General features: G+C 73.5%; 21 protein-coding genes, 1 rRNA gene and 1 pseudogene. 16 read left to right on the top strand and 7 right to left on the bottom strand.

The window, feature by feature from the left end:
- The first annotated feature begins 37 nt into the window (after nucleotides 1-37).
- On the top strand, nucleotides 38-1,093 hold the full coding sequence (locus ACEZDE_RS09820; RefSeq protein ID WP_380534614.1) for an NAD-dependent epimerase/dehydratase family protein: 1,056 nt from the start codon (nucleotides 38-40) through the stop codon (nucleotides 1,091-1,093).
- A 123-nt stretch (nucleotides 1,094-1,216) separates the two neighbouring features.
- Here ACEZDE_RS09820 and ACEZDE_RS09815 read toward each other — a convergent pair whose 3' ends face one another.
- Nucleotides 1,217-2,383: a sensor histidine kinase gene (locus ACEZDE_RS09815; protein WP_380534613.1), complete on the bottom strand. Its 1,167-nt coding sequence runs from the start codon at nucleotides 2,381-2,383 to the stop codon at nucleotides 1,217-1,219.
- The gene (locus ACEZDE_RS09810; protein ID WP_380534612.1) at nucleotides 2,380-3,111 is read right to left on the bottom strand and encodes a response regulator transcription factor; all 732 of its coding nucleotides are present in this window, start codon (nucleotides 3,109-3,111) and stop codon (nucleotides 2,380-2,382) included. Before ACEZDE_RS09810 ends, ACEZDE_RS09815 begins: the two co-directional genes overlap by 4 nt.
- 112 nt (nucleotides 3,112-3,223) lie before the next feature.
- Here ACEZDE_RS09810 and ACEZDE_RS09805 point away from each other — a divergent pair.
- The 4 genes and pseudogenes from ACEZDE_RS09805 to ACEZDE_RS09790 all read left to right on the top strand — a co-directional run.
- Nucleotides 3,224-3,925 (top strand): annotated as a pseudogene (locus ACEZDE_RS09805) (glycosyltransferase family 2 protein); the annotation flags it as partial.
- Entirely contained in the window at nucleotides 3,911-4,750 is an 840-nt protein-coding gene (locus tag ACEZDE_RS09800) for a TIGR04282 family arsenosugar biosynthesis glycosyltransferase (RefSeq protein ID WP_380535117.1), read from the top strand. The pseudogene ACEZDE_RS09805 and the gene ACEZDE_RS09800, both read left to right, overlap by 15 nt.
- A complete protein-coding gene (locus ACEZDE_RS09795; RefSeq protein ID WP_380534611.1) occupies nucleotides 4,747-5,427 on the top strand; it encodes an SAM-dependent methyltransferase in 681 nt (226 codons plus the stop codon). Before ACEZDE_RS09800 ends, ACEZDE_RS09795 begins: the two co-directional genes overlap by 4 nt.
- Before the next feature lie 110 nt (nucleotides 5,428-5,537).
- Nucleotides 5,538-7,220 carry a hypothetical protein gene (locus tag ACEZDE_RS09790; protein WP_380534609.1) on the top strand — a complete coding sequence of 561 codons (1,683 nt, stop codon included), beginning with the start codon at nucleotides 5,538-5,540 and terminating at the stop codon, nucleotides 7,218-7,220.
- Here the strand turns inward: ACEZDE_RS09790 and ACEZDE_RS09785 are convergent.
- Nucleotides 7,111-7,701, bottom strand: a complete 591-nt coding sequence (locus tag ACEZDE_RS09785; RefSeq protein WP_380534608.1) for a cysteine dioxygenase — start codon at nucleotides 7,699-7,701, stop codon at nucleotides 7,111-7,113. The two genes, ACEZDE_RS09790 and ACEZDE_RS09785, sit on opposite strands and share 110 nt — an antisense overlap.
- 619 nt (nucleotides 7,702-8,320) lie before the next feature.
- Between ACEZDE_RS09785 and ACEZDE_RS09780 the strand changes: the two genes are divergently transcribed.
- From ACEZDE_RS09780 to ACEZDE_RS09770, 3 genes are all read left to right on the top strand, one after another.
- Complete coding sequence (locus ACEZDE_RS09780; protein ID WP_380518465.1) at nucleotides 8,321-8,590, top strand: WhiB family transcriptional regulator; 270 nt, start codon at nucleotides 8,321-8,323, stop codon at nucleotides 8,588-8,590.
- A 222-nt stretch (nucleotides 8,591-8,812) separates the two neighbouring features.
- On the top strand, nucleotides 8,813-12,922 hold the full coding sequence (locus ACEZDE_RS09775) for a glycosyltransferase (RefSeq protein WP_380534606.1): 4,110 nt from the start codon (nucleotides 8,813-8,815) through the stop codon (nucleotides 12,920-12,922).
- Nucleotides 12,923-12,925: 3 nt separating this feature from the next.
- Nucleotides 12,926-14,455, top strand: coding sequence for a DUF5719 family protein (locus ACEZDE_RS09770; protein WP_380534604.1), 1,530 nt, complete (start codon nucleotides 12,926-12,928; stop codon nucleotides 14,453-14,455).
- Nucleotides 14,456-14,559: 104 nt separating this feature from the next.
- Here the strand turns inward: ACEZDE_RS09770 and ACEZDE_RS09765 are convergent, their stop codons facing one another.
- Nucleotides 14,560-15,015 carry a metallopeptidase family protein gene (locus ACEZDE_RS09765; RefSeq protein ID WP_380534602.1) on the bottom strand — a complete coding sequence of 152 codons (456 nt, stop codon included), beginning with the start codon at nucleotides 15,013-15,015 and terminating at the stop codon, nucleotides 14,560-14,562.
- Between the two features lie 104 nt (nucleotides 15,016-15,119).
- On the opposite strand from ACEZDE_RS09765, the gene ACEZDE_RS09760 reads away from it, so the two are divergent.
- The 5 genes from ACEZDE_RS09760 (at nucleotide 15,120) to manA (ending at nucleotide 20,063) form a co-directional block, all read left to right on the top strand.
- A complete protein-coding gene (locus tag ACEZDE_RS09760) occupies nucleotides 15,120-15,488 on the top strand; it encodes a DUF3499 domain-containing protein (RefSeq protein WP_380534600.1) in 369 nt (122 codons plus the stop codon).
- Nucleotides 15,489-15,597: 109 nt separating this feature from the next.
- A complete protein-coding gene (locus ACEZDE_RS09755; protein ID WP_380534598.1) occupies nucleotides 15,598-16,983 on the top strand; it encodes a phosphomannomutase/phosphoglucomutase in 1,386 nt (461 codons plus the stop codon).
- 147 nt (nucleotides 16,984-17,130) lie between these two features.
- Nucleotides 17,131-17,301 (top strand): Trm112 family protein, encoded by a 171-nt coding sequence (locus tag ACEZDE_RS09750; protein ID WP_380534596.1) that lies wholly within the window; start codon nucleotides 17,131-17,133, stop codon nucleotides 17,299-17,301.
- 31 nt (nucleotides 17,302-17,332) lie between these two features.
- Nucleotides 17,333-18,670 (top strand): SIS domain-containing protein, encoded by a 1,338-nt coding sequence (locus ACEZDE_RS09745; RefSeq protein WP_380534594.1) that lies wholly within the window; start codon nucleotides 17,333-17,335, stop codon nucleotides 18,668-18,670.
- Between the two features lie 151 nt (nucleotides 18,671-18,821).
- The gene (gene manA / locus ACEZDE_RS09740) at nucleotides 18,822-20,063 is read left to right on the top strand and encodes a mannose-6-phosphate isomerase, class I (RefSeq protein ID WP_380534592.1); all 1,242 of its coding nucleotides are present in this window, start codon (nucleotides 18,822-18,824) and stop codon (nucleotides 20,061-20,063) included.
- A gap of 142 nt (nucleotides 20,064-20,205) precedes the next feature.
- Here manA and ACEZDE_RS09735 read toward each other — a convergent pair whose 3' ends face one another.
- From ACEZDE_RS09735 to ACEZDE_RS09725, 3 genes are all read right to left on the bottom strand, one after another.
- Nucleotides 20,206-20,688: a hypothetical protein gene (locus ACEZDE_RS09735; RefSeq protein ID WP_380534590.1), complete on the bottom strand. Its 483-nt coding sequence runs from the start codon at nucleotides 20,686-20,688 to the stop codon at nucleotides 20,206-20,208.
- Nucleotides 20,689-20,761: 73 nt separating this feature from the next.
- Nucleotides 20,762-21,592 (bottom strand): heavy metal-binding domain-containing protein, encoded by an 831-nt coding sequence (locus ACEZDE_RS09730; protein WP_380534588.1) that lies wholly within the window; start codon nucleotides 21,590-21,592, stop codon nucleotides 20,762-20,764.
- Nucleotides 21,593-21,676: 84 nt separating this feature from the next.
- Nucleotides 21,677-22,696: a heavy metal-binding domain-containing protein gene (locus tag ACEZDE_RS09725; RefSeq protein ID WP_380534586.1), complete on the bottom strand. Its 1,020-nt coding sequence runs from the start codon at nucleotides 22,694-22,696 to the stop codon at nucleotides 21,677-21,679.
- Between the two features lie 468 nt (nucleotides 22,697-23,164).
- Between ACEZDE_RS09725 and ahcY the strand changes: the two genes are divergently transcribed.
- The 3 genes from ahcY to ACEZDE_RS09710 form a co-directional block, all read left to right on the top strand.
- Nucleotides 23,165-24,613 (top strand): adenosylhomocysteinase, encoded by a 1,449-nt coding sequence (ahcY, locus tag ACEZDE_RS09720; RefSeq protein ID WP_380534584.1) that lies wholly within the window; start codon nucleotides 23,165-23,167, stop codon nucleotides 24,611-24,613.
- Nucleotides 24,614-24,738: 125 nt separating this feature from the next.
- On the top strand, nucleotides 24,739-25,380 hold the full coding sequence (locus ACEZDE_RS09715; protein WP_380534582.1) for a hypothetical protein: 642 nt from the start codon (nucleotides 24,739-24,741) through the stop codon (nucleotides 25,378-25,380).
- Nucleotides 25,381-25,837: 457 nt separating this feature from the next.
- Nucleotides 25,838-25,955, top strand: a 16S ribosomal RNA gene (locus tag ACEZDE_RS09710); the annotation flags it as partial.

Genomic DNA, 25,955 nt, shown 5'->3' with positions numbered 1-25,955 from the left:
CCCAAATCCCCTCCCGCCTGGCCTACCGTCCCTTCCCATGGACGTACTCCTCACCGGCGGCGCCGGCTTCATCGGCTCCGCCGTCGCCGCCCGACTCGCTGCCGCCGGGCACCGGATCCGGGTGCTGGACGCGCTGCTCCCGACCGTCCACCCGGGCGGCGGACCGCCGCTGCTCCCGGACGGCGTGGAGTTCCTGCACGGCGACGTCCGCGACCGGGCGATCGTCGCCCGCGCCCTGCGCGGCGTCGACGCCGTCTGCCACCAGGCCGCGATGGTCGGCCTCGGCCTGGACCTGGACGACGCGCCCGAGTACGCCGGTTGCAACGACCTGGGCACGGCGGTGCTGCTGGCGGCGATGGCGCGGGCCGGGGTGGACCGGCTGGTGCTGGCCGGCTCGATGGTGGTCTACGGCGAGGGCCGCTACCGCTGCGCCGAGCACGGCGACGTCGCCCCAGGACCGCGCCGTCCGGACGAACTGGACGCCGGGCGGTTCGAACCGCCCTGCCCGCACTGCGGCGCACCGCTGACTCCCGGCCTGGTGGACGAGAGCGCCGCGCCGGACCCGCGCAACGTCTACGCGGCGACCAAGCTGGCCCAGGAGCACCTGGCCTCGGCCTGGGCCCGCGCCTCGGCGGGCCGGGTCACCGCCCTGCGCTACCACAATGTGTACGGCCCGGACATGCCCAGGGACACCCCCTACGCGGGCGTGGCCTCGATCTTCCGCTCGGCGCTGGAGCGCGGCGAGGCCCCGCGGGTGTTCGAGGACGGCGGCCAGCGCCGGGACTTCGTCCATGTCTCCGACGTGGCCTCGGCCAACCTCGCCGCGCTCGAAGCGCTGGAGCGGCGTCCGCCGGGGAGTGCGCGCTGCTACAACGTCGGCAGCGGCACGGTGCACACGGTCGGCGAGATGGCCGCGGCGCTGGCGGCGGCCCGCGGCGGCCCGGCCCCGGTGGTGACCGGCGACTACCGGCTCGGCGACGTCCGCCACATCACCGCGGACTCGTCCCGGCTGCGGACCGAGCTGGGCTGGCGGCCCGAGGTCGGCTTCGCGGCGGGCATGACCGCCTTCGCGGCCGAGCGGCTCCGCGGCTGACACGACGTCAGCCCGGGTGCCGGGTCAGCCGGGGCCCGCCGGGCCGGGGTCGGCCGGGCCGGGGTCGGCCGGGCCGGGGTCGGCCGGTCAGGCCCGGTCGGTGCCGCCCCGGCCGGCAAGCCGTCAGTGCACCGCCGCGGCCGAGGGCAGGGCGATCTCGAAGCAGCAGCCGCCGTGCACATTGCGCACCGACGCGTGCCCGGAGTGCGCCTCGACGATCCCGCGGACGATGGCCAGGCCGAGCCCCGCGCCGGTGTCGCCGTGGTGCTGCACCGCGCCGCCGCGCACGCCCGCCCCGGCCAGCCGCGGCGTCCTCGCGCTGCCGCTGCGCCAGCCGGTCTCGAACACCCGGGGCAGGTCCTTCTCGTCGATGCCGCCGCAGCCGTCGGTGACCGAGACCACCACCTGGCGCTCCTCCTGCCGGGCCGCGACCGCGACGGTGCCGTCCACCGGGGTCGACCGGATCGCGTTGACCAGCAGGTTCCCCAGCACCCGGGTGATCTCCCGGCTGTCCACCTCCACCGGGGCGGGCGCGATCCGGTCGCCGACCAGGTGCACCCCGCGCTCCCGGGCGAGCGGGTAGGCGCCGGCTATGGCGTCGCCGACCAGGTCGTACACCGACACCCGGGACAGGCTCAGGGTGAGCGCGCCGGCCTGGATCCGGGACAGCTCGAACAGGTCGTCGACCATGCCGGTGAGCCGGTCCACCTCGGTCCGGATCCGCGAGTGGTAGCGGTCCGGGTCGTCCGCCACGCCGTCCTCCAGTGCCTCGGCCATGGCCCGCAGCCCGGCCAGCGGGGTGCGCAGGTCGTGCGAGATCCAGGCGATCAGCTCGCGCCGGGAGGACTCAAGAGCGCGCTCGCGCTGCCGGGACTCGGCGAGCCGGGCGCTGGTCGCGGACAGTTCGGCGCTGAGCTCCGCGAGTTCCGAGCTGAGCGGCCGGGCCGGTGCGGTGAAGCCGTCGTCGCTGCCGACGGTGCGGGCGGCCAGGGTCAGCGCCCTGCTCCCGGCCACGGCCTGACGGCTCAGCAGCGCGGCCACGGTCAGCGAGACCACACAGCCCATGCCCAGCACGATGGTCACCACCACGTAGTCGTGCTTGTCCAGCAGCATCGCGTCGGCGACAGCGATGGTGCTCCCGGCCAGCGACACGGCGGTGACCACGGAGACGGCGAACAGCGACAGCGCCAGCGAGCGGCGGCGCAGCAGCACGATCGCGGGCCAGCCGAGCAGCCCGGCGAGGACCGCGCCGAGGGCGGCGTAGCAGGCGATCACGGCGATGTCGCTCATGCGGCCGCCTCCCCGGAGGGGTCGAAGCGGTAGCCCACGCCCCACACGGTGGTGATCAGCCGGGGCGCGGCCGGGTCGTCCTCCACCTTCTCCCGCAGCCGCCTGACGTGGACCGTCACGGTCGACATGTCGCCGAAGTCCCAGCCCCACACCTTGTGCATCAGCTCCTCCCGCCCGAACGCCGTGCCCGGGTGCCGCAGCAGGAAGGCCAGCAGGTCGAACTCCCGGAGCGTGAGCGCCAACTCACGCCCGGCGCGATGGGCCCGGCGCGCGCCCGGGTCGAGCGTCAGGTCTCCCGCGCGCAGCAGCTCGGGGGCGGTCTCCGGCTCGTTCGGCGCGCCCCCCGGCGCCGCCGCGCTGCGGCGCAGCACCGACTGGATCCGCAGCACCAGCTCGCGCGGCGAGAACGGCTTGGTGACGTAGTCGTCCGCGCCCAGCTCAAGGCCGGTGATCCGGTCCTGCTCGTCGCCCTTGGCGGTCAGCATCACCACCGGCACGCCCCGGGCGGCCGGGTCGGCGCGGAGTCGGCGGCACACTTCGAGACCGTCCACCTCCGGCAGCATCAGGTCGAGGACGACCAGGTCGGGGCAGCGCTCGGCGACCTGCTCCAGCGCGGCCCGGCCGTCCGCCGCGCGCTCGACCGTGTAGCCGGCGTGCAGCAGGTAGCGGGCGACGACCTCGGCGACCGTGGGGTCGTCGTCGACGACCAGGATGTGGGATGGGGGCACCTCTCGAGGGTAGAAGGCCGTGCGGCGGTCCGGACGGCCCGTGGAGCGCCGTAGGAATTCCGTAAGGCGCGGTTGGGGCTTTTGTCCGCCCGCTGCTCCTACGGTGAAGCGCATGACAAACCATCGACCGTCCGCTCGGGTGGACGTCGTGCTGCCCTGTCTGGACGAGGCGCAGGCGCTGCCGTGGGTGCTCGAACGAATGCCCGAGGGGTTCCGCGCCGTCGTCGTGGACAACGGCTCGACCGACGGCTCCGCCGAGATCGCCCGCGCGCTGGGCGCGCTCGTCGTCCCGGAGTCGCGGCGCGGTTTCGGCGCGGCCTGCCACGCCGGGCTGCTCGCGGCGACCGCCGAGTACGTCTGCTTCTGCGACTGCGACGCCTCGCTCGACCCCTCCGAACTGCCGGGGCTGCTGCGGCCGGTCCAGGACGGCAACGCGGACCTGGTGCTGGGACGGCGGCGGCCCACCGCGCGCGGGGCCTGGCCGCTGCACGCCAGGATCGCCAACGCCGAGCTCGCCCGGCGGCTGCGCACCCGTACCGGGGCCGACCTGCACGACCTCGGCCCGATGCGGGTCGCCCGGCGGGAACGGCTGCTCGACCTCGGCCTCGGCGACCGCCGCTCCGGCTACCCGTTGGAGATGGTGCTGTCGGCCGCCGCCGCCGGGATGCGCATCGTCGAACGCGAGGTCGGTTACCGGCCCAGGGCCGGACGCTCCAAGGTCACCGGCACGTTGCGCGGCACCCGGCAGGCGGTCCAGGACATGGGCGCGCTGCTGGCCGCACCGGCCCCGACCCTGCTGGTGCTGGCCAAGGCGCCGTCCCCGGGCCGGGTGAAGACCAGGCTCACTCCTGCCCGCACCCCGGCCCAGGCCGCTGACCTGGCCGAAGCGGCGCTCGCCGACACCCTCGGCACGCTCGGCCGGGTGCCCGCCGGGCGGCGGGTGCTGGTGCTGGACGGCACCCCCGGGCGCTGGCTGCCGCCCGGCTGGGACGTGCTGCCGCAGCGCGGTGGCGGCCTCGACCTGCGGCTCGCGGCGGCCTTCGCCGACGCCGACCGGCTCGCCCCGGGCGCCCCGGCGCTGCTGGTCGGCATGGACACCCCGCAGCTGAGCGCGCGGACGCTGGCCGAACCGCTGTCCGCCGCGGTGCGCGGCGGCGCCGACGCCTGGTACGGCCCGGCCGCGGACGGCGGCTTCTGGGCGCTCGGCCTGGCCCGCCCCACCGCCGCGCTGGCCCGGCAACTGCTGCACGGAGTCCCGATGTCCACCCCGCACACCGGCGCCGACCTGCTGCAGCGCCTCACCGCGGCGGCGCTCCGGGTCACCGTTCTGCCGACCCTCACCGACGTCGACACCGTCGCCGACGCCGAGGAGGTCGCCGCACTGGCCCCGCACAGCCGCTTCGCCGCCCACTGGCACAGCCTGGGCCCGGTGGGCGGCCCGAGCCGACTGCCGGTCGCGGCGGCGAGCGGGGTCGGGGTGGCGAGCGGGGAGGGGACGGCGAGCAGGGCCGGGACGGCGAGCGGTGTCGGGGGTGCGAGCGGCGCGGCTGGTGCGAGCGGGGCCGGGGTGGCGGCGGAGGCCGTGGTGGCGGGTGCGTCCGGGGTCGTCGGGGCCGCCGCGGCGGGGGCCGCTCAGTGACCGTGTCCAGCCCGCCGCAGCTGTCCGCCTGGACCGACGACCCCTTCGCCGAGGCCATGCGCACCGGCACCGGCCCGCTCTGGCTCCGCCGCGCCGACGGCCACCGCTACCCGCTGGACGTCGAACGCTGGTGCGCCCCGCCCGACGCCGCCGACCGGACCCTGCTGCTCCGCTGCCTGCACCGCCGCCTCCCGGCGATCGACCTCGGCTGCGGCCCCGGCCGCCTGGTCGCGGAACTCCAGGCGTACGGCCTGCCCGCGCTCGGCGTGGACGTCACCCGTACCGCGGTGGACCGCACCCGCGGCCTCGGCGGCAGCGCGCTGTGCCGCTCGGTGTTCGACCGGCTGCCGGGGGAGGGGCGCTGGGGCACCGCGCTGCTGGCCGACGGCAACCTCGGCATCGGCGGCGACCCCGGCGTGCTGCTCGCCCGCACCGCGGAACTGCTCGCCCCCGAGGGGCTGCTGCTGGTCGAGGTCGAACCCCTGGCCGACCTGGACGACCGGGTGACCGTCACGGTCGAGTCCGCGGACGGGCGCTGCGGCCCGCCCTTCTCCTGGGCCCGCCTCGGCGCGAGGGCGACCCTCGCCGAAGCCGCGGTCGTCGGCTTCCGCCTGACCGACGCCTGGACCGCCACCGGCCGCCACTTCCTCGCCCTCCGAAACGGAAACCCGCGATGACCCCGCCCCCGCCCCGCCCCGAGGCCACCACGGGCCCCGGCGACTCTCCGGGTGCCGCCGCCCCCCGGGCCCCCGGCGGCCCCGTATCCGATGACGGCTCCCGCCGGCCCGTGGACCTCCATCGCGCCGCCGCAGGCATCCACACCGCCGCAGGCGCCCACACCCACAACGCCGCCGCAGGCACCCGCGCCGCCGCAGGCCGCCGCTTCCCGGCCCGAGCCGAGGTCCTGGCCGGGCTCGGCGCGGCGGCGTTGACCGCCGCCCTGGCCGGGACGGTGACCAGCGGTGCCACCCTCGGCGGAGTCACCCCGCTGCGCGGCTGGTACCTCGCCGACGCCCTCCTCTTCGCCCTGGCGATCACCCTGCTGCGCCGGGTCCGCGACCCCCGCCGCACCGCCGCACTGGTCCTGGTCGGCAGCGTCGCCCTTGCCCTCACCGGCCTGCTCGCCCCGCCCCGGACCAGCGACGACGCCTACCGCTACCTCTGGGACGGCCACGTCCAGGCCGCGGGCGTCTCGCCGTACACCTACACCCCGACCGACCCGGCCCTGGCCGGCCTCCGCGCGGCGGACCCCGCGCTGTTCCCGGTCGGCGGCAGCTGCGTGGGCTGGGACCTGCACCGGTCGGGAGCGATCTGCACCCACATCAACCGTCCGACCGTGCACACCATCTACCCCCCGGTCGCCGAGGCCTGGTTCCTCGGGCTCTACCAGGCGGGCCGGATCACCGGCGGCCACGGGGTGCGGACCGCCCAGGCGGGGGGCGCGCTGCTCGCCGTGCTCAGCACGGGGGCACTGCTGCTGATCCTGCGTCGGCGCCGGGTCCCGCCGCACCGGGCGGCGTTGTGGGGCTGGTTCCCGGGGGTGGCCCTGTGGGCGGTGAACGACGCCCATGTCGACACCCTGGGCGTCCTCCTGATGACCTGCGGTCTGGCCACGACCGCCTACGCCGCGACCCACGCCACCGTCCGGCCCTCCGTTCAACCCGGGGCCTCAGCCCTACCCGGGCCTTCTGCTCAACCCGGGGCCTCCGCAGCCCGCGGCGCCTCGCTGGGCGCGGTCCTGCTCGGAGCGGCGACGGCGACCAAGCTGATCCCGGTGCTCGCCCTGCCCGGGGCGATGGCCGGGGTCCTCCGCCGAGGGCACCGTCCCGGCCCACGTGACCTGCTCGTCCCGGCCGTCGCCCTGCTGACGTTCCTGCTCTGCTACCTGCCCTACGTCCTGGCCTCTGGCCTCGGCGTGATCGGCTACCTCCCCGGCTACCTCCAGGAGGAGGGCTACGACCAGGGCACCCGCTTCGGCCTGCTGACGCTGCTCGGACTGCCGCTGCGACTGCTCCCGGCGCTGGTCGCGGTGATCCTGGTGGCGACCGTGCTGCTGGTGCTGCGCCTGGGCGACCCGGAACGCCCCTGGCGCGGCGCGCTGCTGGTCACCGGCACCGCACTGTTCCTCGCCGCCCCCGGCTACCCCTGGTACTCGCTGCTGGTAGTGGCGCTGGTGGCGCTGGACGGCCGCTGGGAGTGGCTGGGCCTTCCCGCAGCCGCCGCGGCGGTGGTCGTGTTCGGCGGCAACGCCCAACAACCCGCCTATGCCGCAGCGCTGTGCCTGCTCCTGGCCGTCACCGCGGTCCGTACCCTGCTCGCCACGGCCACCGCCATCGCCGCGGTCACCGCCGCCTCCGCCGTCACCGCTCCAGTGGCGCAGCAGCCGCCTCCGCGGCCCGACCCTGCTGCCCCTGCCGGCCCCGCTGCCCCTGTCGCCCCCACGCCGATCCGTACGGCGTCATCTCGGTGAGCCCGGGGAAGTAGACATGCAGGCTGACCGCAGGCTCCCAGGAGGTGTTCACCACCTCATGCAGGTACCCGGGCGCGAAAACCCGCTGGGCCCCCGCCCCGAGCACTCGCTCGGTCTGCCCGCCGCCGGTGAGCGAACGCTCCGTCAGTTCGCCCTCCAGCACCGTGAGGACACCGGACGAGCGGCCGTGGTCGTGGCCGCCGCTGCCCTGCCCGGGGAGCCAGCTGAGCAGCCACACCTCGTACCCCTCGCCGGTCTCCAGCCGCCCGTACCAGCGCGTCAGCGCGTCGTAGCGGACGGTCGGCTCCCACCGCTCGCGGTCCGCCGCGACCCGGCGGGCCAGCGCCGCGAAGTCGCCCACCGTGCTGGGGCGGCTCAGCGGCGCGGGCGCGAGATGCGGCCAGGCCAGCGGATCCCCGGCGATGCTGACGTCGCTGAGCCCGTCGCCCCACCCGCGCGGACCGGGCGTGGACGGGAGCACGGACGACGGGGCCGCGGGTGTGGATGGAGACAGTGCAGGGGTGCGGTGCGGAGACCGTGAAGACATGGGGAACGGATCCTTGCCGGGGCTGTAGTAACGGGGGAGGGGTACTTCCCGTGAGGGGCCCGACCCGTCGGGGTCAGAGGCCCTGGCTACAGCTGCAACAGAGCGCGCTCATGGCACGACGGAGCTCGGCGGCGAGGCTCTCGGTGCGGGCGCGGTGCTGCGACATGGGAGTCAGCACATCCTGTGTTGCTACCCACTGTCAACTCGCATCCCCGGCCGGAGGGCGGGCATCACCCGATCGGGGGATAAATCAGGACCCGGGTTTGGCTCTCAAGATCGCCGGGAACGAGCGGCTCAGCATCTGCGTCCACTCGGACGGGGGATGCCGTCGGACGTTTGGATGACCGGGCGAGTGGTTGGGATTCCCCTTTGTCCGGATATGCACACTTATCGTGGCTGCTTGGTTCCAGGGAGTGAATCCCGGGCCCAATACCAGAGCATGGCTTGACTCGACCAGAGTTGCGCACTTGTAATTTCACTCGTGTCGTTTCGTCACTTTGGCCGACGACCGCACCACGGGGACGCACGCTGAAGAGGGGTAGGAGGCGCGCTGATGAGCGAGCTCTTTGAACTGATGATCCTTGACGACGACGCCGTCGAGGAAGAGCTCGGCTGGCAGGAACGCGCCTTGTGCGCCCAGACCGATCCCGAATCGTTCTTCCCCGAGAAGGGCGGCTCCACCCGGGAGGCCAAGAAGGTCTGCCTCGCCTGCGAGGTCCGCTCCGAGTGCCTGGAGTACGCGCTGGCCAACGACGAGCGCTTCGGCATCTGGGGCGGCCTGTCCGAGCGCGAGCGTCGCCGCCTCAAGAAGGCCGTGGTCTGAGCAACAGGCCTCTCGGGCCGGCCCGAGAGGACTCAAGAAGGCCCACCAGGCCCCGCCGGGAGCATCCCGGCGGGGCCTCGCCGCGTCCCGGGGCCGTCCGCTGCGCAGATCGCGCATTCCTCACAAAACAACACCGGCACGGAACCGCCACACCCGCAACCGTTAGTGTGGGGCGCTCACCCAGCAACCCAGCCACTCAGCGAACCGGGGCCACCCACCGCGATGACTGCCACAGCGACGACTCCCTACGGCCAGCCCGCCCCCGGACGGCCCCCGGCCTACCCGAGGCACCTGGTCACTGCCGTCCTGGTCAGCCATGACGGCGCCCGCTGGCTGCCGCAGGCGCTGAACGGCCTGCTCGGCCAGGACCGTCCGGTCCAGCGTGTGCTGGCCGCCGACACCGGCTCGGGCGACGCGTCGATGCAGCTGCTCGCCGACGCCCTCGGGGTCCCCTCGGTGCACCAGTTCGGCCGCCGCACCGGTTTCGGCACCGCCGTCAACGAGACCGTCAAGGCCACCCTGCCGCTGCGCGCCGAGGACCTGCCCTACGTCATCTCCGCCAGCGGCTACGACCCGGTCTCCGGGACCCACGACCAGTTCGGCGACCCGCTCGGGCACCACGACGAGCTCGCCGCCGACCAGTTGCTGGCAGGCGGCTCGGTCGAGCCGATCGAGTGGCTCTGGCTGCTGCACGACGACTGCGAACCGCACCCCGACGCGCTGCGCCGGATGCTCCAGGTCGCCGAGACCACCCCGAGCGCCGCCGTCATCGGCCCCAAGCTGCGCAGCTGGTACGACCGCAGGCAGCTGCTCGAAGTCGGCGTCAGCATCGCCCGCAGCGGTCGCCGCTGGACCGGCCTGGACCGCCGCGAGCAGGACCAGGGACAGCGCGACCAGGTCCGCCCGGTGCTGTCGGTCTCCACCGCGGGCATGCTGATCCGCCGCGACGTCTTCGAGGAGCTCGGCGGGTTCGACAAGTCGCTGCCGCTGATGCGCGACGACGTGGACCTCTGCTGGCGGGTCGCCGCCGCGGGCCACCGCACCGTGGTCGCCCCCGACGCGATCCTGCGGCACGCCGAGGCCGCCAGCCGGGAGCGCCGCCCGATCGACTGCGCCCGCTCCGACCGCCCGCACCGGATCGACAAGGCCGGGGCGGTCTACACCCTGCTGGCCAACTCCCGCACGCTGATGCTGCCGTACCTGATGCTGCGGATCACCCTCAGCACCGTGGTCCGCGCCCTCGGCTACCTGCTCGGCAAGACGCCGGGCCAGGCAATGGACGAGTTCGCCGGATTCGCGCACGTGCTGCTGCGCTTCGGCCGGGTGATCGCCGGACGCGCCCGCAGATCCCGCTCGCGGCGCCCCGACGCACTGGACGACCGCAGCCTGTTCCCCGCGCCCGGCGCCAGCGCCCGCGCCACCATCGAGAACCTGGTTGCCGAGTTCGCCGGGAAGACCGGCAACGAGGCCATCTCCAGCCGGCACGGCTCGGTCGAGTCGGGCCCGGTCGACGACGACTCCGAGTTCCTGGAGATCGAGCAGTTCGCGCGGCTCAAGCGGATCGCCCGCAAGCCCGCCCCGGTGCTCTTCGCCGGACTGCTGCTGCTCACCCTGGTCGCCTCCCGCAACCTGCTCGGCTCCGGCGCCCTGTACGGCGGGGCCCTGCTGCCCACCCCCGGCGGCGCGTCCGACCTGTGGAGCCAGTACGCGGCGAGCTGGCAGGCCAACGGGGTCGGCACGGCCGGCGGATCGCCCCCCTACCTCGGCGTGCTGGCGCTGCTGTCCAGCATCTTCCTCGGCAACCCGGTACTGGCGGTCGGCGCGCTGCTGATCCTCTCGGTGCCGCTGGCCGGGGTCTCCGCCTACCTGGTGTCCCGGCCGCTGATCGAGTCCCGGCTGGTCCGGGCCTGGGCCAGCGCCGGCTACGCCCTGCTGCCGGCCGCGACCGGCGCGCTGGCGCAGGGCCGGATCGGCACCGCGGTGCTCGCCGTGCTGCTGCCGCCGCTGGCCCGCGCCGCCGCCGTCGCGGTCGGCCTCGGCATCCGCCGGGAGACCGCGGCCAAGGGCGTCCGCCCCGGCTGGCGCAGCGCCTGGGTGGCCGCCCTGCTGCTCACCCTCAGCACCGCGTTCGTGCCGCTGGCCTGGATGCTCGGCCTGCTGCTCGCACTGGGCGCGCTGCTCGCCGCGTTCCTGCGCGGCGGCGCCTTCGGCAGCGGCGCCGAGGCGCTGCGCAGCCTCGGCGCGCGCTGCCTGGTCATCGTCGGCACCCCGCTGCTGATCCTCGCGCCCTGGTCGCTCGGCCTGCTCACGCACCCGGCCCGGCTGCTGCTGGAGGCCGGGATTCCCGGCGCGGTCGGTCCCACCGCGACGCCGACCGGTCTGCTGCTGCTCGACCCGGGCGGCAGCGGCACCGTGCCAGGACTGCTGGTCGTCGGCATCGTGCTGGCCGCGCTGGCCGCCCTGCTGCGCGCCGACCGCCGCCGGGCCGTGGTCGCCGCCTGGGGCGCCGCCGCGATCGGCATCCTCGGCGCGGTGCTCACCGGCACCACCAAGGTCGCCCCGGGGCCGGGCGCGCAGGCCGTCTCCGCCTGGGCCGGACCGGCCACCCTGCTGGCCGGGGTCGCCCTGCTCTCCGCCGCCGCGATCGGCGCGGACGGCGCCCGCGGACGCGTGGCCGGCATCGACTTCGGCTGGCGGCAGCCGGTCGCCGCGCTGGTGGTCGTGGTCGCCGCGCTGGCCCCGGTGGCCGCGGCCGGCTGGTGGGTGGTCCGCGGCGCGGACGGCCCGCTGCAGCGCGGCAGCGGCCAGCTGGTCCCGGCGTTCATCGCCGAGCAGGCCGCCACCGTGGACCAGATCCGCACCCTGGTCCTCACCACCGGCAACGACGGCGGCGTGGTCAGTTATGCGCTGGCCCGCGGCGCCGGACCTACCGTCGGCAGCGCCGAGACCTCGGCCGCGGCCGGTCCCTCCAGCCAACTGAGCTCCCTGGTCGCCGACCTGGTGGCCGGCGCCGGCGGCGACCAGGCGGGCGGCCTCGCCGACTACGCGATCCAGTACGTGCTGGTCCAGGCGCCGGTCAGCGGCCAGCTCACCGACACCCTGAACGCCACCGCCGGACTGACCCGGGTCAACCAGCAGAAGGCGTACAGCATCTGGAGGGTCACAGACAACGTCGCCAGGGCGGTCATCCAGAGCCCGGCCGACCCGGGTACCGGCGCGGCGGGCGCCGCGGACGTGGCTGTCGCCGCTGGTCCGGTGGGCATCAGCACCACCGTCCCGGCCGGGCCCGCCGGGCGGACGCTCCGGCTGGCCGACACCGCCGACCCGGCCTGGCACGCCACCCTGGACGGGCAGGCGCTCAAGCCGACCACGGTGAACGGCTGGGCCCAGGGCTTCGCACTCCCGGCCAGCGGCGGCAAGCTGGTCGTCGACTACACCGAGAGCCCGCTGCACAAGGGCTGGATCGCCGGGCAGGCGTTCCTGGCCCTGGTGCTGCTGGTGTTGGCCCTGCCCGGACGCCGCGACCACAACGACGACGACCTGCCGGACGAGGGCGCGGCCGAGCAGGCGGCGGCCGAGGCCCCGCTGCCCGGCTCGCGCCGGGCCCGCAGGCTCGCGGCGGAGGAGGGCGCGGCCGAGCAGGCGCCGGGCGGCGACCCGGCCGCTGCCCCGGGGCGCGTCCCGGTCGGCGCCTCCGGCGGCCCCGCCGATCCGGCCGGTCCCGCGGCCGACTCTGCCGCCGACCCCGGGTTCCCGGACCAGCTGCCGTCCGAGACCCGGCCGGACCTCCAGCCGGGCGCGCAGCCCGGTACCGGCGCCCCGTACGACACCCAGCAGGGCGTGTACGCGGCGGTGCAGCAGCAGCCGGTCGAGCAGTCCCAGCAGTCGCCGTCCCAGCAGCCCTACGGCTGGGACCAGTACCCCGCGGCTGCCCCGTACCAGGAGCAGCAGGCCTACGCCGCCGGCCAGGGCTACCCGCCGGACCAGGGGTACGCCGCCGACCAGGGCTACGTCCCCCAGCAGCAGGGCTACCCGGGCGATCCGCAGTACCCGGGGCAGCCGTACTACGGCGAGCAGCAGGGGTACACCGCGCAGCCCTACGGCGACCCGCAGTACGCCCCGCAGGAGTTCGACCCGCAGGGGCAGGCACAGGGCCAGCCGTATCCGCAGGCCGGCTACGGCTGGCCGGACGGGCAGGTCCCGCCACCGCCCGCGCAGCCGCCGCTGCCCCCGGACGGCGGCGCCTACGGGTCGCTCCCGCCGGACGACCCCTGGTTGCAGGGGCAGGACCCGCAGTACGACCCGCAGCACCACAACGACTCAGGGAGCTGAGTGATGATCAGCCGCACCACGCAGTCCCTGCTCGCCGCCGTGGGCGTGCTCGCGATCGCCGTCGGCATCGCCGAGGTCCACCCGCCGACCGGCCAGGCCGCCGCGCCGGGCCGGACCGTCCGCACCGCGGTCCAGCACACCAGCCTGGTCTGCCCGACGCCGCTGCAGGGCACCGGCAGCACCGTCTACACCCTCGCCGCGCCGGGCGTCTCGTCCGGCGCGGGGACGGCCGCTGCGGCGAGCAGCGGAACCGCCGTCCTCGGCGCGCTCCCGGCGACGGCGCCCGCGCCCGCCGCGTCGGCGTCGGCGTCGGCGTCCAAGGGACCGGCGGGATCCGCCGCCGGGCCCGCGGCGCTGGCCAAGCTGACCAAGGTCGGCGGAGGCACCACCGCGAAGGCCGCCGCCGGGAACAAGGCCGCCGCGCTGCTTGCCACCGCGGACGGGTCCGTCGCTCCCGGCTTCACCGTGCAGCAGACCACGACCGGGCCCAACAAGGCCCTGTCCGGAACCGCCTGCGGCGCCCCCGGCACCGACTTCTGGTTCACCGGCGCCGACGCGCTCAAGAGCAGCGTCGACTACCTGGAACTGACCAACGCCGAGAGCACCGTGGCCGACGTCGACGTGCAGATCTTCGGCACGGACGGCGAGGTCGACAACGCGCAGGCCGCCAACATCAGCGTCCCGGCCGACGGGACCTCCTCCCTGCTGCTCTCGACCCTGCTCAGCCCCGGTGCGGGCAGCTCCTACCTGAGCGTGCACGTGCTGGTGCGCAGCGGCCGGGTCGGCGCCGCCCTGCACGCGGACAGCGGCGGCAGCTCGGGCGCGGACTGGCTGCCCGCGACCGCGCTCGGCGACAGCCAGATCGTCCCCGGCCTCCCCGGGGACCTCACCGACGCCTCGCTGGTGCTGACCGTCCCCGGCTCGGCGGACGCCGACCTCAAGGTGCAACTGGCCTCGCAGGACGGCTGGATCACCCCGGCCGGGCACGAGACCGTGCACGCCAAGTCCGGCATGACCACCGTGGTCGACCTGGGCGCGCTCACTCACGGTCAACCGGCCGCGATGCGGCTCACCCCGTCCGACCCCACCCAGCCGGCCCCGTTCTCGGCGGGCATCCGGGTGGTCCGCGGCAAGAGCAAGACCGGCCAGGACGTCGGCTACCTGGCCGGCAGCACGCCCATCGGTCAGCGGGCCACCGCGGCGGGCAACACCAACGGCGACAGCAGCCTGCTGCTCACCTCGACCGGTGCCGCCGCCGTGGTGAAGGTCTCCGAGATCGGTGCCGACGGCACTCCCACCAGCCAGAACGTCTCCATCCAGGCCGGGGCGACGGTCTCGACGGTGCTCAAGGGCCCGTCCGGCAGCTACGCGGTGACGGTGGAGCCGGTGTCCGGCGGACCGGTGTACGCGGCCCGCATGATCGGCCGCACCAGCGGCGGGGTGCCGAACTTCACCATCCAGCAACTGCCCGACGACCGCAGCACCGTGCAGATCCCCCGAGCCCTGCAGGACGAGTCCATCCTGACGCCCTGAACCGCTGTTCGGCTGCACGGATCACCGCCGCACCGCCGCACTGTCGCACTGTCGCACGGGGCGCCGCCTCACCGTCTCACCGCTGCATGCTGACTGACTGTCCGTCAGTCCGCATCCGGCCCGGGGTCGATCTCGTCGGGATCGACCCCGAGCAGCTCGGCGACCTGTTCCACCACGATCTCGTGCACCAGCGCGGCCCGCTCGTCCCGCCCCTTGGCACGGGTCTCCACCGGGCGTCGGAACACCACGATCCGGCCCGGCCGGTCCTTGTCGGCCGCGACCATCCGTCCGAGCGGGACGTCGTCCGACCGCACGTCGGTGATGTCCTGCTCCGGCTCGCCCGGCAGCGGTCCGGGGACGTCCTGGACCGCGAACTCGACCTCGGCCAGCTGCGGCCAGCGCCGCTCCAGCCGCTCCACCGACTCGCGCACGTAGTCGTCGAACATCTCGGAGCGGCTCAGCGACATCGGCACCTGCGGCGGAGCCAGCGGCCCGCGAAGCCCTCGCCCGTGGCGGTCGCGTCGACGCGGTCGGCTCTCGGGCGCGGCGGGTGTGTCCATTCCCGCAGCGTACTGACTGGGAACCGGCCATCGTGCCAACATCCGGACGACACGGGGGCGGGGTCGTCGCGGACTGGTCGCCCGGTGGGGTACCGTCCATCGTCGTGAGCCCTGTACGTCGCTGTTCTCGCACCGCGTGCGGTCGTCCCGCCGTCGCGACGCTGACGTACGTCTACGCGGACTCGACCGCCGTTCTCGGTCCGCTCGCCACCTATGCCGAACCGCACTGCTACGACCTCTGCGCCGAGCACTCCGAGCGGCTGACGGCCCCGCGCGGCTGGGAGGTGGTCCGGCTGACCGTCGACTCCGGGCCGATCCGTCCCAGCGGCGACGATCTGGAGGCCCTGGCCAACGCCGTCCGCGAGGCCGCCCGTCCCCCCGCCCGGCGCCAGGACGGCGGCAGCCCGGCCGACCCCACTGAGGTCGGCCGCCGGGGCCACCTGCGGGTCCTTCGCTCGCCCGACACCCAGTAGCGCGCATCGGGGCGACAGCCGCCGGATAGTCTCGGTCCACCAGCCGCAAGCCCGGCTGCGCCCCTGGACGCGCGGTGACGTGCGTGGACGAGAACCGTGGAGACCCCGAGTGCTGGACCTGAAGCAGATCGTGAAGGCGTACGACGTGCGCGGCACCGTCCCGGACCAGTGGGACGAGCCGCTCGCCCGCGCCTTCGGAGCGGCCTTCGTGCGGGTGACCCGGGCGACTGCGATCGTCACCGGCCATGACATGCGTCCGAGTTCCCCCTCGCTCTCCCGGGCCTTCGCCGAGGGCGCCGCGAGCCAGGGCGCGGACGTCGTCGAGATCGGCCTCTGCTCCACCGACCAGCTCTACTTCGCCAGCGGCAAGCTGGACCTGCCCGGCGCGATGTTCACCGCCAGCCACAACCCGGCCCGCTACAACGGCATCAAGATGTGCCGGGCCGGAGCCTCCCCGGTCGGCGAGGACACCGGCCTGGTCGAGATCCGGGAACTGGTCGAGTCCTGGGCGGCCGAGGACGGCACGGTCACCGTCCCTGGCTCGGACGCCCCGGCCGGGCGGATCACCCAGCAGGACGAGCTGCAGCCCTACGCCGACCACCTCAACGGCCTGGTCGACCTCTCCGGCATCCGCCGGCTCAAGGTCGTCGTGGACGCCGGCAACGGCATGGGCGGCCACACCGTGCCCACCGTCCTCGGCGGGCTGCCCTTGGAGATCGTGCCGATGTACTTCGAGCTCGACGGCACCTTCCCCAACCACGAGGCCAATCCGCTGGACCCGAAGAACCTGGTGGACCTGCAGGCGAAGGTCCGCGAGACCGGCGCCGACATCGGCCTCGCCTTCGACGGCGACGCCGACCGCTGCTTCGTGGTCGACGAGCGCGGCGAGCCGGTGTCGCCGTCCGCGATCACCGCCCTGGTCGCGGTCCGCGAGCTGGCCAGGGCCAAGGCCGGGGGCGAGCGGGAGCCGGTGATCATCCACAACCTGATCACCTCCTGGGCCGTCCCCGAGGTCGTCCGCGAGCACGGCGGCACGGTCGTCCGCACCCGGGTCGGCCACTCCTTCATCAAGCAGGAGATGGCGCGCACCGGCGCGGTCTTCGGGGGCGAGCACTCCGCCCACTACTACTTCCGCGACTTCTGGCGGGCCGACACCGGGATGCTGGCCGCCATGCATGTGCTGGCCGCCCTCGGCGCCCAGCAGGGCACCCTGAGCGCCCTGGTGGCCGAGTACGACCGGTACGCCGCCTCCGGCGAGATCAACAGCACCGTGGACGACCAGGCGGCCCGCACCGCCGCCGTTCGCGCCGCCTACGCCGACACCCCGGACGTCACCTTCGACGGGCTCGACGGGCTGACCGTCAGCGGCACCGACTGGTGGTTCAACCTCCGTGCCTCCAACACCGAGCCGCTGCTGCGGCTCAACGTCGAGGCCCGGGACGCGGCCACCATGGCGGCGGTCCGCGACCGGGTCCTGGCCATCGTCCGCGGCTGACCGGCCGGTCAGCAGGCACCTGCACCGCTGGCACCAGCGGTGCAGGGAGCGGCCGTACCGCGTCCGCCGGGGCGGCAGCGGTACGGTAGCCGTCCGGGCGCATTCGCGTCCCGGACCCGTCCGCACCCTTCCGGGAGAAGAACGGCCATGAGCATCGACCCCGCCCTGCTGGAGATCTTCGCCTGCCCGCAGTGCCACGCGCCGCTGCGCGAGGACGCCGAGGAGCTCGTCTGCACCTCGGCCGACTGCGGCCTGGCCTACCCGGTGCGGGACGGTATCCCGGTCCTGCTCATCGACGAGGCCCGCCGCCCGTCCTGACGGCGCCGAAGCAGACAGGGGAGGCCGCCGCATGATCGAGGAATGGGTGCTGGACGACCCCGAGGCGCTGGCGCGAGCCGACACGTCGGAGGTGCTGCTCGACCTCGCCTCGGCGGGGGCCACCGTACGCAACGCGGTGCGCCTCGCCGGGGAGGCCGGCTTGGACCGGCTCCGCCCGGAGGGCCGCCCCCGTGCGGTCCTGGTCGCCGGGCACGGCTGCGCGGCCCTGGCCGGCGACGCCTTCGCCGCCCTGGTCGGCGGGGTCTGCCCGGTTGCCGTACTGCGCCCGAACACCGCGGACGACTCGGTCACCCGTGCCATCGACTTCACCTCCGGTCTGCTGTGGTCCGTCCCCGGTTGGGCCGGACCGTCCGATCTGCTGGTCGTGCTGTCCACCTCCGGCGCCGAGCCGGGGCTGGTCTCGCTCATCGAGCAGGCCTATGCCCGCGGCTGCACCGTGGTGGTGGTCGCCCCGGTCGGCAGCGCCCTGTCCGAGGCCGCGCTGCAGACCAGGGGACTGCCCCTGCCGTATGTCTCCGCCGTGCTCGGGGACGAGCGGATCGGCCGGGACCGCGACCTGCCGCGGGACACCCCCACCTCCTTCTGGGGCCTGCTGGCCCCCGCCGCCGCGCTGGCCCACCGGATCGGTCTGATCACCACCCCCTCCTCGCTGCTGGCGGCTGCGGACCGCCTGGACGAGGTCGCCGTACGCTGCCGCCCCGGCGCGGAGACCTACGGCAACCCGGCGAAGACCCTCGCCGTCCAACTCGACGGTGTGCTGCCGCTGCTGTGGAGCGACGGGCCGTGCACCGAGATCGCCGCCCGGCGCTTCGCCCAGATGCTGGTCGACCAGGCCGGCCGCCCCGCGCTCCAGGGCACCCTGCCGGAGGCTCTGATCACCCAGCGCGGCCTGCTCGACGGACAGCTGGTCGGCGACGCGGACGACGACCAGGACGACTTCTTCCGCGACCGCACCGAGGAGCCGGAAGGCCTCAGGCTCAAGGTCCTGCTGATGCACCGCGCCGGAGAGCCGTCCGACCAGGCCGACCCGCGGCCGGGTGACGGCTACCCTGACGCCCCGTCGGAACCACGCCCCAGCTATGACCCCGGCCCCGGACCCGGTCTCACCGCGGGCTCCGCACCGGACCCCGCCCCCGGGCCGCAGACCTCCCGGCGCACCCTGGCTCGGGCCCGTGCGCTGGCCGAGGACCACCGGACCAACCTCAGCGAGCTGACCTCCGGCCACGCCGACGCCCTGGAAACCATCGCCGAACTCGTCGCGCTGACCGACTTCGCCGCCGCCTACCTCGGGCTGGCCTCCTCGGGCCTGGCCGGCGTCCCGGCCGGCGCCACCCCCCTCGACAACTGACCCCCTGCCTACGATTGATCCCAGCGACGCCCTCCGTATCCCCGGCCGTATCCTCCGTGACGTCTTCCGCTGCCTTCACTGTCGTATGCACCGTCGTACACACCCCCGCACTCGGAGAACCAGTCCGACCACACCGATCAGGACCTGTGCCGTGGACCGCCTGACCAACACCGTCCGCCCCTACGCGTGGGGCTCCCGGACCGCCCTGCCGACCCTGCTCGGCACCCCGCCCACCGGGGAGCCGCAGGCGGAACTGTGGATGGGAGCCCACCCCGGCGCGCCCTCCACCCTCGACCGCGGCGACGGCCCGCGACCGCTCGACACGGTGATCGCCGCCGACCCCGAGGGCGAACTCGGCACGGCCACCGTCCAGCGCTTCGGCCCGGCGCTCCCCTTCCTGCTGAAACTGCTCGCCGCCGGTGAACCGCTCTCGCTCCAGGTCCACCCGGACCTCGACCGGGCCCGAGCCGGCTTCGCCGACGAGGAGGCCCGTGGGGTCCCGATCGACGCCCCGCACCGGAACTACAAGGACGCCAACCACAAACCCGAACTCATCTGCGCCCTGGACGAGTTCACTGGCCTCTGCGGCTTCCGCGCCCCCGCCGAGACCGCCCGGCTGCTGGCCGCCCTGGAGGTGCCCGTGCTTGAGCCGCTGATCGACGTGCTGCGCTCCAAGCCCGAACCGGAAGCACTCCGCGAAGCCCTCACCGCCGTCCTGGTCGCCCCCGCCGAGACCATCGGCGGCACCGTCCTGGCCACCACCGAGGCCCTGGAACGCGCCGCCACCGACCCGGGCGGCCTGGGACTCCCCGAGGCACTCTCCTCCTCCCTCGGCTCCTATGCGGCCGTCGGGCGGTCCTTCCCCGGCGACCCCGGGGTGATCGCGGCCCTGCTGCTCAACTTCGTCCGACTCCAGCCGGGCGAGGCGCTCTACCTCGGGGCCGGGGTCCCGCACGCCTACCTCAGCGGTCTGGGCGTGGAGATCCTGGCCAACTCCGACAATGTGGTCCGCTGCGGCCTCACCCCCAAGCACGTGGACGTGCCCGAGCTGCTCCGCATCGTCGACTTCCGCAGCGCCGATCCCGGCGTCCTGCACCCCGTCCCGGTTCCCGGCTCCGACGGCGAAGAGCTCTACCCGACGCCGATCGACGAGTTCCGGCTCTCCCGCTACGCCCTGGGCGGCACCGCCCCGACGAGCCGCCGCATGCCCGGCGGCGCACCGCAGATCCTGCTCTGCACCGAGGGGGCGGCCGTCCTCACCGATGAGTCGTCTGATCAAGTAACGCTTCGCCGCGGAGAATCCGCCTTCGTCTCCGCCCAGGCCGTCGACCTTCTGGTCACGGCGGCAGACGACGCCCCGTGCACGGTCTTCCGTGCCACGGTCTCGCTCTGATGAAGCAATAACTACACCCGGCGAAGGACAACAGCCCCGGATTTCCGCCGCAGAGGCCGAAATCCGGGGCCAAGTTAACCCGTCCGAGTTACGCCGGGCCATCCGAGTCACGCCGGGCCACCGGCCCCAGGCGTCCGCGGGGTCACCCTCCCAGCACCAGCTTCTCCAGCGCGGCCCGCGCCCGTGCGTCCGACTGCGCCCGCACCGACACCGCCGTGGCCAGCTCGGTGGCCCACACGTCCAGTCCGACCGGCTGCCGCGAGAGCACCACCCCGCGCACCACCGTGGCCACCTCGCCCTGCGGGCGGCCGTGGGTCAGGGTGAGGATCAGCCGCCGGTCGTCCAGGGACACCTCCAGCTTCTCCACCTTGCCCTCGCGCCCGGACAGCCGGTCGCCGACCGAGCGCTTGCGCTCGACCGTCACCGCGCCCTGCGGGAGCGCGTCCGCCAGCGAGCCGGTCAGCACCTGGACGTAGATCTCCAGGTCGGCCGAATCCCGGCGCAGCGCGGCGGCGAGCATGTCGATCGACGCCCCGGAGCCGTCCACCACTGGGCCGTCCACCACTCCGTCGACCGGGCCGCTGCTGTCCTCCGGCTGCACCGGCAACGAATCGTGCTCGCTCATCGCTCATCCCCGCACTCAAGAACCCGACACGCCGACACACCGGGGACCGGCTTGCCGACCCCGACGAAGCTTCTCACCCGTCAAGGCTGAGCACCATCGTGGGCCGCTCGATCTCGTGGTCGGCGCGCAGCGGGCGCACCGCCGTGCCGATCGAGAAGAACTCCGTGGTGTGCCCGCCCCAGCGGTGGTTGTGCGCATTGAGCTGCACTCCGACCACGCCCTCCGCGTGCAGCGCCTCCGCCTCGGCCTGCATCCGCGCCATCGCCAGCTCGCGGGCGTCGTAGAGGGCCTGGGTGAACTGCTCGATCTCCACGTTCTTGCCCATGTTGGAGAACACCGCCCCCATCCGCTGGTGCGCGATGTGGTAGACGCAGGTGCCCATCACCATGCCCAGCGGCGCGTAGCCGGCCCGGATCAGCGTCCAGAAGTCCTGCCCGGACAGGTCCGAGGTGAACGGCTGCCCCTTGTTGTTCCGCCAGGAGGTGTTGCCGGGGGCCTGGTGGTCGGCCTTGACCGCGGTGCCGATGGCGATGAACTCGGCCACGTCGTTGCCGAACTCGCGTGCCTCGACGGTCAGCCGGACGCCGACGATGCCGTCCGCGCCCAGTGCGGCCGCCTCGGCCTCCATCCTGGTCATCGCCAGCTCACGGGCGTGGTACATCGCCTGGCTGAGCGTCTCCAGCTCCTGGTTCTTGCCCCAGCGGCCGATCTGGATGCCGACGTGGTAGATCGAGCTCCCGAGCACCAGGCCGATCGGCTTGAAGCCTGCCTCCCGCACCAGCAGGAACTCATTGACCGACAGATCGCTGGTGAAGATCGAGCCCGGTTTCCCCGGCTCAAGCTCGGCCAGCCGCCGCATCGCGTCCGCCGGGACGCCCTGAGCGTTCGGCTCCGTGTTCGCCATCTCGCAACTCCTCATCACACCGCAGCAATTCGGACACGTTCATTGGTCGGATCCCAGGCGGACCTCAGCCGGACCCAGTCGGGCTCAGTCGGGCAGGTCGCTCAGCTCCTGCACCAGCCGCCGGTACTCCGAGCGGTCCCCGTACGGGCTGGACGCGACCGCGGCCAACCGGCGCCGCAGCAGTTCGCCCCGGTCGCCGAGCGGCATCACCGACAGCGTCCGCGGCGGCTCCCGCCGGGTCGTGAAGCGGGCGATGGTGGTCCCGACCATGGTGGACTCGGCGACATGGTCCTCCTGCTCCGAGTTGTTGCGGTTCCGGGCCCGCAGGCAGCTCTCACGCCAGATCCGCAGGTCGCTCGCGGCCATGATCACACCGTCCCCGCCCTGCCTCGCGCCCTGGAGCTGCAACTGCCGCCGGGCGTCCGAGCGCACCTCGTGGATCAGCTGGCTCCAGCCGGTGACCTCGACGTTCTGCCAGGAGTAGGTCTGCGACCTGGTCCGGTAGTCGTCGTGGCGCACCCCGATGGACATGCCGACCAGCAACTCCACCGGCACCCAGCCCGAGGACACCAGCTTGGCGAAGCCCTGTCCGTCCAGGTGCGAGGTGAAGGGGTGCCTGGGGCGGACCTGGCCCTGCGCCCGGACCGCCGTCCCGATCACCTTGAACTCCAGGCAGTTGGGCTGTGCCGCGAACGGCGCCATGGTCAGCGCGGCGGACACCACCCCGTCGCCGCCGAGCGCCGCGCACTCCGCCGTCATCCGCTGCAGCGCGGTACGGCGGGCGGTGTCGAAGACGCCGACCAGCGCGGCGGCGGGGGAGCCCTGCCCGGACAGCGCGACCGGGGCGGTCCCGACGTTGCCGAAGCTGTAGCCGTAACCCGCGCCGGGGAAGAGGCAGTCGTGGTAGCCCCAGAAGCGGCCGCTCCGTCCGATGTGGAAGACCGCGGAGCCCATCACCTGGCCCACCGGCTCGAAGCCGACCGAGCGGATGGCGGCGAACTCGCCGGTCGACAGCGCGGACGTCCAGGTCCCGCTGGCCTTGAACTCGGCCATCCGTTCAGCTGCCGCCGGCGGCAGCCCGCTGCCGCTCCATGGCACCGACATCTGTCCCCTATCCCGTGCGTATTCCGAGCGATCCACCAGCGAAGGCGCACCCTCTGCGGTTCACCCTCTGCACCCTAGGACGAAGATTCGATCGAGCGCATCGGAATCTACGCCTCTCCTGCCTCGTGTCGGCCCGCGGCAACGCGCTCCTGCGGCCGGAAGATGCCCCGTCCGGCCCGGAGAGGTCCCGGATCGGTGTAGATTCGGACCGGAGCCAGACGTCGCTGCTGATGGCGGTCGGTGGATCCGGGCGGGCACTTTCCCTCGAACGGGGGACGGAGTCCGACCGGGCCGCCGAGGGAGAGAGGTCCTCCGACGCACCTGGGCCGCGCGAGGTACGACCACGCGGACGTGCATGCTTCTTCCGGTGCGCCGTCGGCGCTGTGCTGCGTTCCCGTGGCCCGGCCATGTCCGAGTCCTTGCCGGAAGAGTCCCCGGCGCCTCAATGCGATAGCGATGGAGACAAGCATGTCCGTAACTCCCACCGGTGACTTCAAGGTCGCCGACCTCTCCCTGGCCGGCTTCGGCCGCAAGGAGATCCAGCTGGCCGAGCACGAGATGCCGGGCCTGATGTCCATCCGCAAGGAGTTCGCGGCCTCCCAGCCGCTCGCGGGCGCCCGGATCACCGGCTCGCTGCACATGACCGTCCAGACCGCCGTGCTGATCGAGACGCTGACCGCGCTCGGCGCCGACGTCCGCTGGTGCTCCTGCAACATCTTCTCCACCCAGGACCACGCCGCCGCCGCCATCGCGGTCGGCCCCGAGGGCACCCCGGAGAACCCCTCGGGCGTCCCGGTCTTCGCCTGGAAGGGCGAGACCCTGGAGGAGTACTGGTGGTGCACCGAGCAGGCGCTCACCTGGCCCGGCCAGGCCGGTCCGAACATGATCCTCGACGACGGCGGCGACGCCACGATGCTGATCCACAAGGGCGTCGAGTTCGAGAAGGCCGGCGCCGCGCCGGACCCGTCGACCGCCGACAACGACGAGTTCCGCATCGTCCTGGAGGTGCTGAACCACACCCTCGCCGAGAGCCCGCGCAAGTGGACCGAGGCCGCGGCCGGCATCAAGGGCGTCACCGAGGAGACCACCACCGGTGTCCACCGCCTCTATGAGATGCACCGTGAGGGCAGCCTGCTCTTCCCGGCCATCAACGTGAACGACGCGGTCACCAAGTCGAAGTTCGACAACAAGTACGGCTGCCGCCACTCGCTGATCGACGGCATCAACCGCGCCACCGACGTCCTCATCGGCGGCAAGGTCGCCGTGGTCTGCGGCTACGGCGACGTCGGCAAGGGCTGTGCCGAGTCCCTTCGCGGCCAGGGCGCGCGCGTCATCGTCACCGAGATCGACCCGATCTGCGCCCTGCAGGCGGCCATGGACGGCTACCAGGTCACCACCCTGGAGGACGTGGTCGGCATCGCCGACATCTTCATCACCACCACCGGCAACAAGGACATCATCCTTGCCGCCCACATGGAGAAGATGAAGCACCAGGCCATCGTCGGCAACATCGGCCACTTCGACAACGAGATCGACATCGCGGGCCTGTCGAAGCTCCCCGGCATCGTCAAGACCGAGGTCAAGCCGCAGGTCCACGAGTGGCGCTTCGCGGACGGCCACACCATCATCATGCTGTCCGAGGGCCGCCTGCTGAACCTGGGCAACGCGACCGGCCACCCGTCGTTCGTGATGTCCAACTCCTTCGCGAACCAGACGATCGCGCAGATCGAGCTGTTCACGAAGACCGAGGAGTACCCGGTCGACGTCTACGTGCTGCCCAAGCACCTGGACGAGAAGGTCGCCCGGCTGCACCTGGACGCGCTGGGCGTCAAGCTCACCGTCCTGAGCGGCGAGCAGGCCTCCTACATCGGCGTCCCGGTCGACGGCCCGTACAAGCCGGACACCTACCGCTACTGATACCGCCGCTGGTACGGCTGCTGACAACGGCAGCCCGTGCCCGCACCGGTGTGCTCCACCGAGTGGCCGCCGTCCCGGGATCTCCGTCTTCCGGGCCGGCGGCCACGCGGCCGTAGAGTGCGGACATGCCCAGCGGCCGCTACTCGTTCCACGACACCCACGACGGCACCCCCCTCGGTGAGGAGCGGTTCAGCTGCGCCCCCGGCCCCTCCGGCTGGCGCTACACCGCGCAGACCCTCGGCACGGACGGCGAACCCGACGGCTCGGTCGACCTCACCCTGGACGTCCTGAGCCGCCCGCTGCGGCTGGAACTGCACACTGGCGGCTGGCAGATCCGGGCCGGGCTGCTGGACGGACTCAGCTGGGTCCGCAGCCACCGCGACGACACCGACGGCAGTCACGCACGGGAGGGCAACGACCGTGCGCACGCCTTCACCGGACGCTCGCCCGCGTTCCTGGTGGCGACGGCCCGACTGCTGCGGTTGCGAGTCGGAGGCTCGTCGCGTCTGCGAGTGGTCGCCTTCACCGACCCCGTGCTCGCCCCGCGCACCCTGGACCAGGGCTGGACCCTCGACGCGGTCGACACCCACCCGACCGACAGCGGCCCGCTGCTGGTCGAGCGCTACCGGGTGGCCGACCTGGAGACCGGCGACGAGGGGGTCGTCCACCTGGCCGGCGACGTCGTCCTCGCCGCGCCGGGCATCGAGCTGGAGCAGCTGGAAACCCCGCCCAGCAAAACCGTTGACCCGGCCCACGACGCCGGGTAGGTTGGAGAAGTTGCCTCCGACTGGACAAAGTCGTGAGGCGGTGGGTAGTCTCTGACTTCCTCCTTCCGAGGTACTTCGAAATGCAGCACGAAACCGGGCAGAAATGCCGGATGAGTGCTGTCCCGATATCGAGGCAGGGAAGCCCGTGAAAACGGGGCCAGAAAGCCTGATAAGCTTGCTGGCAACGGCGGAGGAATTTGCCGCCAGGTACTAGTGGAAACGAAATCGACCGGTTTTGATCGGGCGAAACGGATCTGCTAGCCTGGGAAACAGAACGAAGCGCCCGGAGGGTAGCCGGTAACGGTCCTGAAGGAAGCGTCCGTTCCTTGAGAACTCAACAGCGTGCCAAAAGTCAACGCCAAATGTTTCATTTGGCAGTAACTGTTTTACATAGCGAGGACGCAGTGCACGGGACCGCCTATTCCGGTGGTTGCTGTGCCGCTCTTGCGTGATGACATTCACGGAGAGTTTGATCCTGGCTCAGGACGAACGCTGGCGGCGTGCTTAACACATGCAAGTCGAACGGTGAAGCCCTTCGGGGTGGATCAGTGGCGAACGGGTGAGTAACACGTGGG

It is taken from the genome of Streptacidiphilus cavernicola (assembly GCF_042510955.1).
In the GTDB taxonomy this organism is placed as follows: Bacteria; Actinomycetota; Actinomycetes; order Streptomycetales; family Streptomycetaceae; genus Streptacidiphilus; species Streptacidiphilus cavernicola.
The sequence above is the reverse complement of the archived record's forward strand: the minus strand, read 5'-3'. Positions and strand labels throughout refer to the sequence as shown.